Source organism: Actinoplanes sp. G11-F43 (assembly GCF_050589265.1).
Classification (GTDB): domain Bacteria; phylum Actinomycetota; class Actinomycetes; order Mycobacteriales; family Micromonosporaceae; genus Actinoplanes.
The window spans coordinates 77736-91196 of the sequence record NZ_JBNZCE010000002.1 but is presented as its reverse complement, the minus strand read 5'-3'; the positions used below and the strand labels follow the sequence as shown (position 1 = coordinate 91196).

The window sequence follows — 13461 nt, the reverse complement described above, 5'->3', positions numbered from 1 at the left end:
CGGCGCTTCGCGGGCGCCGCACCCGGGAGACGCGCCGCGAAACACGCTCCCGGAGCCGAACGAACACCCTTTCGAACATCCGTTCTAACTACGCAGAGACTAACACCCCCCTACGACAAAACCGCAACCTTCACGAGGCCACGCCGCCGGCTTTTTCGAACGGATGATCGAAAGCCGGAGGCGCCTCAGGACCGACGAGCCCGACCGGCGACGACGCCAAAAGAGGACGAAGGATCCAAAATGCACGAACGCGCAGCACGGAGAGCAGCGCAGCGAACACAGCGCACCGCAAATACCATGGCCCCATGGCGACGATCGTGGTGACGGGCGGTAGTTCGGGTGTCGGTCTGGCGGCCGCGAAGCGGTTCGCGGCCCGCGGCGACGAGGTGATCCTGGTCGGCCGGGACCCGGATCGCCTGGCCACAGCGGTCGCCGAGACAACCGCAGCGGCCAAGGCCGGAGGGACGACGACAGCGGCCAAGGCCGGCGAGACAACGGCAACGACCGGGGCCGAAGAGACGAAGACCGTGGAGAGCTTCCGCGCCGACTTCGAGAACCTGGCCGAGGTCCGGGCCCTGGCCGCGAGCCTGAAGGGCCGCCGGATCGACGTCCTGGCGAACAACGCGGGCGGCATGGTCGGCGAGTACCGCCGCACGCCGGACGGTTTCGAGGCCACGATCCAGAGCAACCACCTGGCCCCGTTCCTGCTGACCACCCTGCTGCGCGAGGAGTTGCGCGACGCCCGGGTGGTGAACACCGCCTCCCGCGCCCACATGCGGGGCGTCCCCGATCCGGCCCGGCTCCAGGGCGACCCGGCGAAGTACAGCTCCTGGTCGGCGTACAGCGCGGCGAAGGCGGCCAACATCCTGTTCGCCGCGGAGGCGGCCCGCCGCTGGCCGGATGTGCTGAGCGTCTCGTTCCATCCGGGTGTGGTGCGCACCAATTTCGGAGCCGGCCGGGTGACCCGCTTCTTCTACCGGTACGCGCCGTTCCTGGTCACCCCGGAGGAGGCCGGTGACCTGCTGGTCTGGCTGGCGACGGCCCCGGCGGACCGGCTGACCAACGGCGCCTACTACGTGGGCCGTGACAAGCCGGCCACCCCGGCGGCACACGCCCGGAGCGCGGGACTCGCCGCGCGCCTGTGGGATACCAGCGCCGAGGCGGTAGAAGAGTAGGCATGCACGATCATCCCAACGTGGCAGCGGTCCGTGACGCGCTGCGAGCACAGAACCACGACGCCGAGATCGTCATCCTGGACGAGGCGGTGCACACGGCGGCCGCGGCGGCGGCCGCTCTGGAGATCGAGGTCGGCCAGATCGCCAATTCGCTGATCTTCGACGCGGACGGCGCTCCGCTGCTGGTGCTGACGTCCGGCGCGCACCGGGTGGACACCGCGAAGGTGGCGGGCGCGCTCGCGATCGGCAAGCTGCGCCGGGCCACTCCGGAGTTCGTCCGGCTGCACACCGGGCAGGCGATCGGCGGGGTGGCGCCGCTGGGCCATCCGAAGCCGGTGCGCACCCTGGTCGACGTCGATCTGGAGCGCTTCCCGGTGGTCTGGGCGGCGGGTGGCGTACCCCGATCGGTCTTTCCGATCACCTATGCCGAGCTGGTCCGCGTCACCTCGGGCACACCGGCGGAGGTAGCGTGACGCGGTGTCCGACGATCAGGTCAGCCTGCATGTCTGGCGGGTGCCGCGCCGTTCGATCGGTTCCGCCATGCTGCGCATGGCATTCGCCCGCCACCATCTCTCCGTGGTCCGGTTCGGCAGATTTCTGGGTACGGGAACCGGCACCACCTTCGGCCCTGGTGACGCCGATCTGACGCGCTGGGCCGCGGTGACGGTGAGCGACGGCCCGGTCCGGTTCCCGGCGTGGGACGGGATCGCCGAGGGCTGGTCCCGGCTGGATCTGGAGCCGCTGGTGAGCCGTGGTTCGTGGGCGGGCCGGAGCCCGTTCCGGGGAACCGGCCGAAAAGCGGACGGGATGGTGCTGGCGCTGACCAGGGCACGGCTGCGTCCCTCCCGGGCGGTGCGCTTCTACCGGGCGATCCCGGCGGTGTCGCGGGAGCTGGCGACGGCGCCGGGTCTGCTGGCCGGGTTCGGGATCGGGGAGGCTCCGATCGGCTGGCAGGGGACGGTCAGCGTGTGGCGGAGCACGGCGGATCTGACCGCGTTCGCGTACCGTCAGCCGCACCATCGGGAGGCGATCGCGCGCACGCCCGCCGACCGGTGGTACGCCGAGGAGCTCTTCGCCCGTTTCGCGGTGCGGGAGATCAGCGGTGACCGCACCGTGCTGGACTGGCGGGAAGATGCCGGCTGGAGAGAGGGATAGGGCGATGAGGCTCGTTGCTTGGCAGCCGGACGATCTGCTGCGCCGGCTGGACGACGTGGTGTCCGTGTACGGCGCGGCGATGGGTTACCGCAAGGAGCTGTTGCAGACCCGCCGGGGTTACATCGGCTCGCATGTGCGCCGGCCGGGTTTCCGCGCGGTGGCGACGTTGACGACGGAGGGTGGGCTGGCCGGTTTCGGTTACGGCTACACCTCGGCGCCGGGCCAGTGGTGGCACGATCAGGTGCGGTCGGCGGTGGACGAGACGGCCCGCCGGCAGTGGCTGACGGACTGTTTCGAGGTGGTCGAGTTACATGTGCGGCCGGCCGCGCAGGGGCATGGGATCGGCGCCCGGCAGTTGCGGGCGCTGTTGGCGATGGCGGACGGCAAGACGGTGTTGTTGTCCACTCCGGAGGCTGACGAGCAGGTGTCCCGGGCGTGGCGGCTGTACCGGCGGTTCGGCTTCACCGACGTACTGCGGAGTTTTCTGTTTCCGGGTGACGAGCGGCCGTTCGCGATCCTGGGCCGGGAGATTCCGCTGCCCGCCGAGGCCGGCGGCTGATCACGACCGTGCGTAGAGTTCCCTGGGTTCTGCTGGGCTGTCTGATCCTGGCCCAGATCTGTTATCCGCTGCTTGACGACCGGGCCGCCATCACCGTGGCGACGGTGCTGATCGGGGTGGCGCTGTCGGTGTCGCATGCCCTGATCAGCCGGGGTCCGCGGGCGGTGGCCGTGTTGATCGGCACGGCGATGCTGGGTGGTTTCCTGGTGGAGGCGGTCGGGGTGGCGACCGGGTTCCCGTTCGGCACCTACGACTATTCCGGCGAGTTGGGGCCGAAGCTGCTGGGCGTACCGCTGATCATCCCGTTGGCCTGGACCTGGATGGCCTGGCCGGCGTGGCTGGCGGCGCTGCGGATCACCGGGAGCCGGCCGTTGCGGATCGTGGTGGCCGCGTTCGGGCTGGCCTGCTGGGATCTGTTCCTGGATCCGCAGATGGTGGCCGAGGGTTATTGGAGCTGGCAGGATCCGGTGCCGGCACTGCCCGGGGTGCCCGGTATCCCGATCAGCAACTACCTGGGCTGGCTGGGCTTCGCCGTGCTCATGATGAGCTTCATGTCCGCAAAAATCGGGCAAAAAGCAGACGACCGTCCGATGTACGCGTTGTGGATCTGGACCTACCTCTCCTCGGTGCTCGCGCACGTGGTCTTCCTCGACCTGCCGTCCTCAGCGGCCTGGGGCGGCATCCTGATGGGCGCCGCGGTCCTCCCCCTCGTGATCAGGCTATGTCGCCGCTGATCCTGCTCCCGACGGCCCTGCTCACGGCCCACACCCTGGTCAACGCACTGCTCCTGCGCCGCCCGGAGAGAGACACCAGCACGGCGGAACGGGTGGCCGTCCTGCTACCCCTCCGCGACGAGGCGGACCGGGTCACTCCGTGCCTGCGGGCCCTGCTGGCCCAGCGAGGTGTGGCGAACCTGACCATCCACGTCCTCGACGACGGCTCCACCGACGGCACCGCCGACCTGGTGCGAGAGATCGGTGGCGACCGGATCCGGCTGCTCACCGGCACCCCACCCCCCGACGGCTGGCGCGGCAAACCGAACGCCTGCCAGACGTTGGCCGACGACGCGGCCGACGCGGACGTGCTGGTCTTCGTCGACGCCGACGTGATCCTGGAACCGGACGCGATAGCCGGAGCGGTCAATCTGCTCCGTGCCACCGAGGTGACCCTGCTGTCCCCGTACCCGAAGATCGTCGGTGCCGGCCGCCTGGTCCAGCCGCTGTTGCAATGGTCCTGGCTCACCTTCCTGCCGTTGCGCGGCATGGAACGCTCCCCGCGCCCGTCGCTGGCCGCGGCCGGCGGCCAGTGGCTGGTGGTGGACCGGGCCGGATATCAGCGGGCCGGCGGGCACGGCGCGGTCCGTGACGACATCCTGGAGGACATCGGCCTGGCCCGCGCGGTGAAGCGGTCCGGTGGCCGGATCGCGCTGGCCGACGGTTCCCGGCTGGCGGTCTGCCGGATGTACGACTCGTGGCGCGATCTGGCCGACGGTTACGGCAAATCACTGTGGGCGTCGTTCGGGTCGGCGGCCGGCGCGGCGTGCGTCGTGGTCCTGCTGCTTCTGCTGTACGTCGCCCCACTGCTGGTCCCCGGCCTGGCCCTGCCCGCCTATCTGCTGGGGGTGCTGGGCCGTCTGATCAGCGCGGCGGCCACCGGCGGACGGCTGCTGGACGCGCTGGCCCATCCCCTGTCGGTGGTGGTGTTCGCCGGGCTGGTGGCCCGGTCGTTCCACCGTCGCCGCCGACGTCTGCTGACTTGGAAAGGCCGTCCGGTATGAGTGAGATCGTGGTGATCGGTGCGGGTGTCGGGGGGATGGCCGCGGCGTTGCGGCTGGCCCGGGCCGGGCACCGGGTGACGGTGTACGAGCGGTCCGCCGAGGTCGGCGGGAAGCTTGCGGTGTACGAGCGGGACGGCTTCCGTTTCGACACCGGCCCGAGCCTGCTCACCCTGCCGCAGGTGTTCGAGGAACTGGAGCTGGGCCTGGAACCGGTGCCGCTGGATCCGGTGGTGCGGCACGTCTTCCCGGACGGCACGGTGCTCGACTCGTCCTCCGATCACGGTGTCTTCCTGGAGCGGATCGGCGCGGCACTGGGCCCGGAGGCGGCGGCCGACTGGGACCGGTTCTGGCGGCGGGCCGCACGGATCTGGCGGGCCTCCTGGGACTCGGTGCTGCGGCGGCCGGTGTCGGCGGCGTCGCTGGCCCGGATGTCGTGGCGGGTGCCGGATCTGCTGGCCATCGCGCCGGGCCGGTCGCTGCGGTCGCTGGGCCGCCGGCACCTGCGTGATCCCCGGCTGCGGATGATGCTGGACCGCTACGCGACGTACACCGGCACGGATCCGCGCCGCGCGCCCGCGGCGCTGGCCGCGATCCCCTACGCGGAGCTGGCTCACGGTGGCTGGTACCTGCCGGGTGGGCTGGGCACCCTGTCCGGCGCGCTGCGCGCGGAGATCGACCGGGCGGGGGTACGGGTGGTCACGCGCGCCGAGGTCGCCGCCGTGCAGGCCGACGATCAGCGGGTACGGGGGATCCTGCTGTCCTCGGGCGAGCACGTGCCGGCCGACGTGGTGGTCTCCAACGTGGACGCCCTGACTCTGTACCGGGATCTGCTGCCCAGTCCGGGACGGCTGACCGGGCTGGCCGACCGCAGCCTGGGCGGGTTCGTGCTGCTGCTCGGGGTGCGCGGGCACACCCCGGAACTGGCCCATCACACGGTCTTCTTCCCACGCGACTACGACGCCGAGTTCGACGCGATCTTCCCGGGGCCGGGGCGGCGGGCCCGGCCGGTGGACGATCCGGCCGTGTTCGTCACCCGGGCCGACGATCCGGCGGTCCACCCGGCCGGTGGGGAGGCGTGGTTCGTGCTGGTGAACACCCCACGGCACGGCACCGGCTGGTCCGCTGTGGACTGGCGGCGGCCGGGGCTGGCCGACGCGTACGCCGACCGGATCCTGTCGGTGCTGGCCCAGCGCGGGGTGGACGTGCGGGACCGGCTGGAGTTCGTGGAGACCCGCACCCCGGCCGACCTGGCCGAGTCGGCGGCCGCGCCGGGTGGGGCGATCTACGGCACCGCCGGTGGCCTGCTGCGCCCCGCCAACCGCGGCCCGGTGGCCGGCCTGCACCTGGTGGGCGGCTCGGTGCACCCGGGCGGCGGCCTCCCGATGGTGGCCCTGTCCGCCCGGATCGTCGCCGACGAGATCGGCCCACCCCGCTGACCCACGTGCCACCTCCCAACACAAAACACACCACAAATAACCACGCCGAAGCCACGCCCAACCCGCGTGCCAACTTCCGGCGCGAAACACACCACAAATAACCACGCTGAAGCGACGCCCAACCCGCGTGCCAACTTCCGGCGCGAAACACACCACAAATAACCACGCTGAAGCGACGCCAAGCCCGCGTGGTGACTTGCGGCGCGGAGCGCGCCGCGAATGACCACGCTGAAGCGACGCCAAGCCCGCGTGGTGACTTCCGGCGCGGAGCGCGCCGCAAGTCGGCACGCGGGATTAGGGGGTGGCGCGGGCGGCCAGGAACGCCTTGGCCATGGCCGAGGCCAGGTCGGCCGGGTCGCGGGCGGCGATCGCCTGGCCTCCGGTGGCCTTGGCCATGCCCTGCAGCGCACCCATGTTGGCGTCCGGGCCGTAGCCGACCGCGATCACCGGGATCGGCCGTTTCGGGTCCCGATCGGCGTTGACCTTCCGCAGGAACTCCTGCTGGGACATCGAGAACCGGGTCCCGCCGTCGGATCCGTCGGTGAGGACGACCACCACCGACGGCCGGTCCGGCGCGGCGTCCTCGCGCATCGCCGCGATGCCGTCCAGGACGCTCTGGTAGAGCGGGGTGCCGGCGCCGGTGTTCGGCCGGTACGAGCCGATCTTCTCGGCCAGCAGGTCACGCCGGGGCGTCTCGCCGATGTTCGAGGTGATCGGGCCGAACTCGACCTCCTCGGTGTGTGCCGGACCGCTGGCCGAGGAGGAGCCGAAATACCACATACCGATGGTGGTGTCCTCGTTGAACAGGTCGGCCGCGCTGACCCCGGACTCGCGCAGCAGCGAGGCCTTGGTGGCCGATCCGGCACCGATCCTCTCGTTCATCGAGCCGGAGGCGTCGATCAGCAGCAGCACCTGGAAGGCCAGCTTCTGGAACTGCGCCCACTGCCGGGCCGGGGTGAGCAGCCCGGCGGCGGACTCGGGCAGCCGGGTGGCGCCGGCCGTCGGCTCGGTGCGGAACCCGGCCTGCTCCAGGGCCGGCCGGCTGATCGCCGTGCGCAGCTGGTCGACCAGGTCGGTCTTCACGCCTTTGCGTACGGCGTACGGATAATCGGCCTGGACCATGCCGTCGGCGGGCGGTGCGCCACCCAGCGCGACCGGGTGTCCCGCCTTCTGGTAGGCGAGAAGTTGTTGCTCGATCATCGGGTAGACGCCGACCGCGTAGCTCGCGTCGGTCGGGCTGTTCTGGTCGGCGATCTGGTTGAGCACCGACACCGGGTCGGCGGCGGCCTCCTCCAGCCGGCTGCGCAGGGTGAGCGCCCGCAGCTGGGCGATGCCCGGGTCCTTGGTGGTCAGCGCGGCGGCGGCGTGCACCCCGTGCACGCTGAGCAGGCCGGCGGTGGTGCGCAGCGGGTCGGGCATGGTGACCACCGGGATGCGCCCGTCGGTGATCGCCTGGAGCAGGGCGGTCCAGCTGGGTTTGCCGTCCGTGGAGTAGAGCGGCACCAGCGACTCCGGCGCGGTGAGCACGATCGGGGACCAGGCCAGGGTCGCCCCGGACGCCTTGTAGACGGCTTTGCGCTGCTCGGCGATGGTCAGCCAGACCGAGGAGGACGGCACCCACACGTCCGGCCTGTCCTTGGTCTCCAGAGTCACGCCGGGTTCCTCGGCCCGCACCAGGATCGGGGCGCAGCGCTGGCCGGCCGGTTTGAGGCTGTCGGCGGCGACCCGGATCACCGGCTCGATCTCCGGCGCCGCGGCGACGGTCAGCTCCGGGTCGGGGCAGGGCGTGACGGTGGGCCGGCTGGCCGACGGGTCCGGCGCGGCGGTGGCACGGGTGGCCGGCTGGGCCGATCCGTTGTTCATCAACTGCCACGTGACGCCGCCCGCGACCAGCAGGACCACGACCACTAGGGCGGCGGAGAGGAGCACACGGCTCCGCGGCGGCGGGTGTTCGGTCCACTCGCCACTGCCGGGTTCCCTTGGCCACTCGTTGTCGGACATACCACCTAGCCCGTCGTGATGGGTCGGTACGGATGCCTGCCGGATGCTAATCCGGGATTCATGTCCTGCAATGGTTCAGTAGGAAAACCGGCAGATCCTGGCATGTTCGGTGAGATTCTCACGGGAGCATCCGGGGCTCCGCGACGGCGATCACGATCAGTTCGCCGTCGGGGCCGAGGCCCGGTGGTTCGCGGCTCCATCCGCCGTACACCTGATCCACCCGGAAGCCGGCCGCCCGCAGCGCGCCGCGCAGTTCGGTCTCGTCGCGGAACCGCAGCGTGGCGGTGCTGGTCAGCTCCAGCCCGTCCTCGAACCGGTAGTGGTGGGCCACCGGGACGACGTCACCGTCCGGTTCGGACCGCTCGGTCCAGGCCCACACCGTCGAGCCGTCGGCGAGCACGATCGGCCGCTCGGTGGACTCCCGGCCCCAGTGTGCCCACGGGCGGCCGGACGGGTCCTGGCCGTCGAAGATCAGCCGGCCGTCGGTGACCAGGGCGTCGCGCAGCGCCTTCAGCGCCCCGGTCCACTCCTGATCGGATAGATGCTGGACGACGTGGCCGGTCATGAAGGCGGCGTCGAACGACTGCGCCGGCAGCACCTCATAGGAGCCCTCGATCCACCGGACCCGGGCGGCGCCGGACCGGCGGCGGGCCGCGGCCAGCGAGGCCGGGGCCGGATCGACGGCGGTCACCTCGTGACCGTCGGCGGCCATCGCGACGGCCAGCCGGCCGGTGCCGCAGCCGAGGTCGAGCACCCTGGGGGTCACCCGGTCGGCGAGGACCCGCATGAAGAAGTCGTGCTCCCAGCCCCAGATGCGCTCAGCGTCGGAGACCTCGACCAGCCGGGGATCCCGGTACTCGCCATGCCACACACCTCGGAGCCTAGACGCGGGGTGTCCGGTTGACTACCCGATGTGGACGGTTCACAGTGCCCTGACCCCGGCGGGCAACACCCCGGAGGCGATGTGCTCGATCACCACGGCCCGCAGCGCGGTCGCCGCGTGCGGCAGGACGGCGCCTCTGCGCTGGGCCAGGGCGATGGTGCGGCGCATGCCGGGCGGGGCGAGCGGGGTGGCCCGCAGCAGCGGCCGGTTGGCCAGGACCATGCTCGGCACCAGGGCGACCCCGAGCCCGGCCTCGACGAAGGCCAGCACCGCGTCCATCTCGCCGCCCTCGACCGCGAGCTTGGGGGTGAACCCGGCCCGCTCGCAGGCCTGCAGGGTGACGTCGCGGATGTCGTAGCCGACCCGGAACATCACCATCGGGGTGTGCCGCAGTTCGCTCAGGTCGAGCTGGCGGGCCACGGTCAACGGCGGGCCGTCCACCACCGAGGCCACCACCAGGCTCTCCCGGAGCAGTTCGGTCGCGTCCAGCCCCGGGTCGGCGCCGTGCTCCGGCTGCACGATCAGGGCCAGGTCCAGGGAGTGCGCGAGCAGACTGTCGATCAGGTCCTGTGAGCTGCCCTCGCTCACGTGCAGCTGGATGCCGGGGTGCTCGGAGGTGTAGGCGCGCAGCACCGCCGGGACCAGCGAGGAGCAGAGGCTCGGGGTGGCACCGAGGCGGACCTCGCCCTTGCGCAGCCCGACGATGTCGGCGACCGCGTCCCGGGCGGCGTCGGCGTCCGCGATCATCCGCTGCGCGAGCGGGAGGAGGGTCTGCCCGGCGACGGTGAGGGTGACGTCACCCCGGATGCGCTCGAAGAGCGGCGCGCCGAGAGATGCTTCGAGGGTGTGAATCTGCTTACTCAAGGTAGGTTGCGAGACGCCCATTTCGTCCGCCGCTTGGGTGAAATGTCGCAGCTCAGCCACCATGACGAAGTACCGGAGTTGTTGCAGCTGCATCGTAATAGCCTATCGGTATGAACATCTTACCTTTCATGCATTAGACGAATCGACAGAGACTTTCTACCTTTCAGGTTGTGGCGGTAGACACGACTTCATCCAAGGCTTCGAAGCCGGCGGGCGCGGCAACGCCCGCTCCGGCTCCCAAGAAGCAACGACCCTCGTCGGTCGTCCTCAAATTGATCATGGCGGCCAGCGGCACGCTGCTGGTTCTCTTCCTCTTCGCGCACGCGGCCGGCAACCTCAAGATCTTCGTGGGCCTGCCGGACTTCGACCACTACGCGGAGTGGCTCCGCGAGCTGGGCACGCCCCTGCTCCCGCACGCCTGGTTCCTCTGGATCCAGCGCTTCGGCCTGCTGGCCGCGATCGGCCTGCACATCTGGGCGGCCGCCGCACTGACCATCCGGGCGAAGAAGGCCCGCCCGGTCAAGTACGCCCACCGGCCCAAGATCCAGGGCAGTTACGCCGCGCGCACCATGCGCTGGGGCGGCGTGATCATCGTGCTGTTCGTGGTCTGGCACATCCTCGACCTGACCCTCGGCAGGGTGAACCCGGCCGGCGCCGACTCCGACGCCTCCGCGCGCGTGGTCGAGGGCTTCGCCCCCGAGCGCTGGTACGTGACGCTCTTCTACGTGCTCGCCGTCGTGGCCGTCGGCTTCCACCTGCGGCACGGCATCTGGAGCGCGGTCCGCACGATGGGCCAGCAGACGACCAAGGGTGAGAAGCGGGCCAAGGCGATCGCGCTGGTGCTCTCGGTGGTGCTGGTCGCGATGTACCTCTCGGTGCCGTTCGCGGTCACGTTCGGATTGGTGGGTTGATCATGACGGCTACGACGGACTTCTGGACCGAGGGCGAACCCGTCTTCGACAAGGCCGCCCCGGACGGCCCGGTGGAGACCCGCTGGGAACGGCGCAAGTTCAACGCCAAACTGGTCAACCCGGCGAACCGGCGCAAGCTGACCGTCATCATCGTCGGCACCGGCCTGGCCGGCGGCTCGGCCGCGGCGACCCTGGCCGAGGCCGGGTACCACGTCAAGTCGTACTGCTACCAGGACAGCCCGCGCCGCGCGCACTCGATCGCCGCGCAGGGTGGCATCAACGCCGCGAAGAACTACCGCAACGACGGCGACTCCGTCTACCGGCTGTTCTACGACACGGTCAAGGGTGGCGACTTCCGCGCCCGCGAGTCGAACGTCTACCGCCTGGCCGAGGTGTCGGTGAACATCATCGACCAGTGCGTGGCCCAGGGCGTCCCGTTCGCCCGCGAGTACGGCGGCCTGCTCGACAACCGCTCGTTCGGTGGTACCCAGGTGTCCCGCACGTTCTACGCCCGGGGCCAGACCGGCCAGCAGCTGCTGCTCGGCGCGTACCAGGCCCTGGAGCGGCAGATCGGCCTCGGCAACGTCGAGATGAACGCCCGGCACGAGATGCTCGAACTGATCATCGTGGACGGCAAGGCCCGCGGCATCGTGGTCCGGGACATGGTGACCGGCGAGATCACCACCGAGTTCGCCGACGCGGTGGTGCTGGCCTCCGGCGGCTACGGCAACGTCTTCTTCCTGTCGACGAACGCCAAGGGCTGCAACGTCACCGCCTCGTGGCGGGCGCACCGCAAGGGCGCGCTGTTCGCGAACCCCTGCTACACGCAGATCCACCCGACCTGCATCCCGGAGTCCGGCTCGCACCAGTCGAAGCTGACCCTGATGTCCGAGTCGCTGCGCAACGACGGCCGGGTCTGGGTGCCGAAGGCGCAGAAGGACACCCGTAAGGCGTCCGACATCCCCGAGGACGAGCGCGACTACTACCTGGAGCGCATCTACCCGTCGTTCGGCAACCTGGTGCCCCGTGACATCGCGTCCCGGGCCGCCAAGAACGTCTGCGACGAGGGCCGTGGTGTCGGCCCCGGTGGTCTCGGCGTCTACCTGGACTTCGCCGACGCGATCAGCCGGCTGGGCCGCAAGGCGGTCGAGGCCAAATACGGCAACCTCTTCGAGATGTACGAGCGGATCACCGGCGAGGACCCGTACGAGGAGCCGATGCGCATCTACCCCGCCGTGCACTACACGATGGGTGGCCTGTGGGTCGACTACGACCTGCAGTCGACGGTGCCCGGCCTGTTCGTGGTCGGCGAGGCGAACTTCTCCGACCACGGCGCCAACCGGCTCGGCGCGTCCGCGCTGATGCAGGGTCTGGCCGACGGCTACTTCGTGCTGCCGAACACGATCAGCAACTACCTCGCGTCCGGCCCGTTCCCTGCCGTCAAGGCCACGGATGCTCCGGTTGTGGAGGCCCGCAAGCAGGTCGAGGACCGGATCGCCAAGTTCCTGTCGATCGACGGCGACCGCACCGTGGACTCGTTCCACCGCGAACTCGGCCACATCATGTGGGAGTACTGCGGCATGGAGCGCACCGAGGAGGGCCTGACCAAGGCGATCGGCCTGATCCGGGCGCTCAAGGAGGAGTTCTGGACCCGGGTGAAGGTGCCCGGCAAGGGCGAGGAGCTCAACCAGAACCTGGAGAAGGCCGGCCGGGTCGCCGACTTCATCGAGCTCGGTGAGCTGATGTGCATCGACGCCCTGCACCGCCGCGAGTCCTGCGGCGGCCACTTCCGGGGCGAGTCGCAGACCCCCGACGGTGAGGCGCTGCGTCACGACGACGAGTTCAGCTACGCCGCGGCGTGGGAGTACTTCGGCGACGACGGCAAGCCCACGCTGCACAAGGAAGACCTCAACTTCGAGTACGTCCACCCGAGCACGCGGAGCTACAAGTAATGGACATCAAGGTCAGGGTGTGGCGTCAATCCGGCCCCTCGGCCGGCGGCAAGATGGTCACCTACGACGTGAAGGGGATCTCCCCCGACGCGTCGTTCCTCGAGATGATCGACGTGCTCAACGAGACGCTGATCCTCGACGGGGACGACCCGATCGCGTTCGACCACGACTGCCGTGAGGGCATCTGTGGCGCGTGCAGCATGGTCATCAACGGTGTGGCGCACGGCCCGGAGAAGGCCACCACCACCTGCCAGCTGCACATGCGCAAGTTCAAAGACGGCGACGTGATCGACGTCGAGCCGTGGCGTGCCGCCGCCTTCCCGGTCATCAAGGACCTGGTGGTGGACCGCTCCGCGTTCGACCAGATCATCCAGGCCGGTGGCTACATCTCCGCGCCGACCGGCACCGCGCCGGACGCGCACGCCACGCCGGTGCCGAAGAAGGACGCCGACCTGGCGTTCGAGGCGGCCACCTGCATCGGCTGCGGCGCCTGCGTGGCGGCCTGCCCGAACGGCTCGTCGATGCTGTTCACCGCGGCGAAGGTGGCCCACCTCGGTCTGATGCCGCAGGGCCAGCCGGAGCGGGACAGCCGGGTCATCGACATGCTCCAGGCGCAGGACGACGCCGGCTTCGGCGGTTGCACCAACGCCGGCGAGTGCACCACGGTCTGCCCGAAGGGCATTCCGCTGAGCCTGATCGGCCGGCTGAACAGCGACTACCGCAAGGCGATCACCAAGCGCTGATCGCG

The 13461-nt window shown here is 70.4% G+C and carries 13 protein-coding genes; 10 read left to right on the top strand and 3 right to left on the bottom strand.

Annotated elements, in window-relative coordinates:
- Window positions 1-305: 305 nt before the first annotated feature.
- From ACQ0O7_RS01310 to ACQ0O7_RS01280, 7 genes are all read left to right on the top strand, one after another.
- Window positions 306-1175, top strand: coding sequence for an SDR family NAD(P)-dependent oxidoreductase (locus ACQ0O7_RS01310; RefSeq protein ID WP_430779846.1), 870 nt, complete (start codon window positions 306-308; stop codon window positions 1173-1175).
- Between the two features lie 2 nt (window positions 1176-1177).
- Window positions 1178-1648, top strand: a complete 471-nt coding sequence (locus ACQ0O7_RS01305) for a YbaK/EbsC family protein (RefSeq protein ID WP_430779845.1) — start codon at window positions 1178-1180, stop codon at window positions 1646-1648.
- A 67-nt stretch (window positions 1649-1715) separates the two neighbouring features.
- On the top strand, window positions 1716-2330 hold the full coding sequence (locus tag ACQ0O7_RS01300) for a monooxygenase (protein ID WP_430779961.1): 615 nt from the start codon (window positions 1716-1718) through the stop codon (window positions 2328-2330).
- A gap of 4 nt (window positions 2331-2334) precedes the next feature.
- Complete coding sequence (locus ACQ0O7_RS01295; RefSeq protein WP_430779844.1) at window positions 2335-2889, top strand: GNAT family N-acetyltransferase; 555 nt, start codon at window positions 2335-2337, stop codon at window positions 2887-2889.
- Window positions 2889-3623 (top strand): carotenoid biosynthesis protein, encoded by a 735-nt coding sequence (locus ACQ0O7_RS01290; RefSeq protein WP_430779960.1) that lies wholly within the window; start codon window positions 2889-2891, stop codon window positions 3621-3623. Before ACQ0O7_RS01295 ends, ACQ0O7_RS01290 begins: the two co-directional genes overlap by 1 nt.
- The gene (locus ACQ0O7_RS01285) at window positions 3611-4666 is read left to right on the top strand and encodes a glycosyltransferase (RefSeq protein WP_430779843.1); all 1056 of its coding nucleotides are present in this window, start codon (window positions 3611-3613) and stop codon (window positions 4664-4666) included. Before ACQ0O7_RS01290 ends, ACQ0O7_RS01285 begins: the two co-directional genes overlap by 13 nt.
- Window positions 4663-6102, top strand: a complete 1440-nt coding sequence (locus ACQ0O7_RS01280; RefSeq protein WP_430779842.1) for a phytoene desaturase family protein — start codon at window positions 4663-4665, stop codon at window positions 6100-6102. The genes ACQ0O7_RS01285 and ACQ0O7_RS01280 overlap by 4 nt, the downstream gene beginning before the upstream one ends.
- Before the next feature lie 294 nt (window positions 6103-6396).
- On the opposite strand, the gene ACQ0O7_RS01275 is transcribed toward ACQ0O7_RS01280, so the two are convergent.
- From ACQ0O7_RS01275 to ACQ0O7_RS01265, 3 genes are all read right to left on the bottom strand, one after another.
- A complete protein-coding gene (locus tag ACQ0O7_RS01275; protein ID WP_430779841.1) occupies window positions 6397-8031 on the bottom strand; it encodes a substrate-binding domain-containing protein in 1635 nt (544 codons plus the stop codon).
- Between the two features lie 190 nt (window positions 8032-8221).
- A complete protein-coding gene (locus tag ACQ0O7_RS01270; protein ID WP_430779840.1) occupies window positions 8222-8974 on the bottom strand; it encodes a class I SAM-dependent methyltransferase in 753 nt (250 codons plus the stop codon).
- Between the two features lie 51 nt (window positions 8975-9025).
- Window positions 9026-9949 carry a LysR family transcriptional regulator gene (locus ACQ0O7_RS01265; protein ID WP_430779959.1) on the bottom strand — a complete coding sequence of 308 codons (924 nt, stop codon included), beginning with the start codon at window positions 9947-9949 and terminating at the stop codon, window positions 9026-9028.
- A gap of 71 nt (window positions 9950-10020) precedes the next feature.
- Here ACQ0O7_RS01265 and ACQ0O7_RS01260 point away from each other — a divergent pair, with 71 nt between their 5' ends.
- From ACQ0O7_RS01260 to ACQ0O7_RS01250, 3 genes are read left to right on the top strand one after another with little or no spacing between them, the layout of a single operon-like run.
- Window positions 10021-10761: a succinate dehydrogenase cytochrome b subunit gene (locus ACQ0O7_RS01260; RefSeq protein ID WP_430779839.1), complete on the top strand. Its 741-nt coding sequence runs from the start codon at window positions 10021-10023 to the stop codon at window positions 10759-10761.
- Window positions 10762-10763: 2 nt separating this feature from the next.
- The gene (locus tag ACQ0O7_RS01255) at window positions 10764-12713 is read left to right on the top strand and encodes a fumarate reductase/succinate dehydrogenase flavoprotein subunit (protein WP_430779838.1); all 1950 of its coding nucleotides are present in this window, start codon (window positions 10764-10766) and stop codon (window positions 12711-12713) included.
- Entirely contained in the window at window positions 12713-13456 is a 744-nt protein-coding gene (locus ACQ0O7_RS01250; RefSeq protein ID WP_430779837.1) for a succinate dehydrogenase/fumarate reductase iron-sulfur subunit, read from the top strand. Before ACQ0O7_RS01255 ends, ACQ0O7_RS01250 begins: the two co-directional genes overlap by 1 nt.
- Window positions 13457-13461 lie beyond the last annotated feature (5 nt).

What these genes read in the sequence shown, in the direction of transcription:
- ACQ0O7_RS01285 (WP_430779843.1), top strand. Translation starts at nt 3,611, where the DNA reads ATGTCGCCGCTGATCCTGCTCCCGACGGCCCTGCTCACGGCCCACACC.
- ACQ0O7_RS01250 (WP_430779837.1), top strand. Translation starts at nt 12,713, where the DNA reads ATGGACATCAAGGTCAGGGTGTGGCGTCAATCCGGCCCCTCGGCCGGC.
- ACQ0O7_RS01310 (WP_430779846.1), top strand. Translation starts at nt 306, where the DNA reads ATGGCGACGATCGTGGTGACGGGCGGTAGTTCGGGTGTCGGTCTGGCG.
- ACQ0O7_RS01300 (WP_430779961.1), top strand. Translation starts at nt 1,716, where the DNA reads ATGCTGCGCATGGCATTCGCCCGCCACCATCTCTCCGTGGTCCGGTTC.
- ACQ0O7_RS01280 (WP_430779842.1), top strand. Translation starts at nt 4,663, where the DNA reads ATGAGTGAGATCGTGGTGATCGGTGCGGGTGTCGGGGGGATGGCCGCG.
- ACQ0O7_RS01295 (WP_430779844.1), top strand. Translation starts at nt 2,335, where the DNA reads ATGAGGCTCGTTGCTTGGCAGCCGGACGATCTGCTGCGCCGGCTGGAC.
- ACQ0O7_RS01255 (WP_430779838.1), top strand. Translation starts at nt 10,764, where the DNA reads ATGACGGCTACGACGGACTTCTGGACCGAGGGCGAACCCGTCTTCGAC.
- ACQ0O7_RS01305 (WP_430779845.1), top strand. Translation starts at nt 1,178, where the DNA reads ATGCACGATCATCCCAACGTGGCAGCGGTCCGTGACGCGCTGCGAGCA.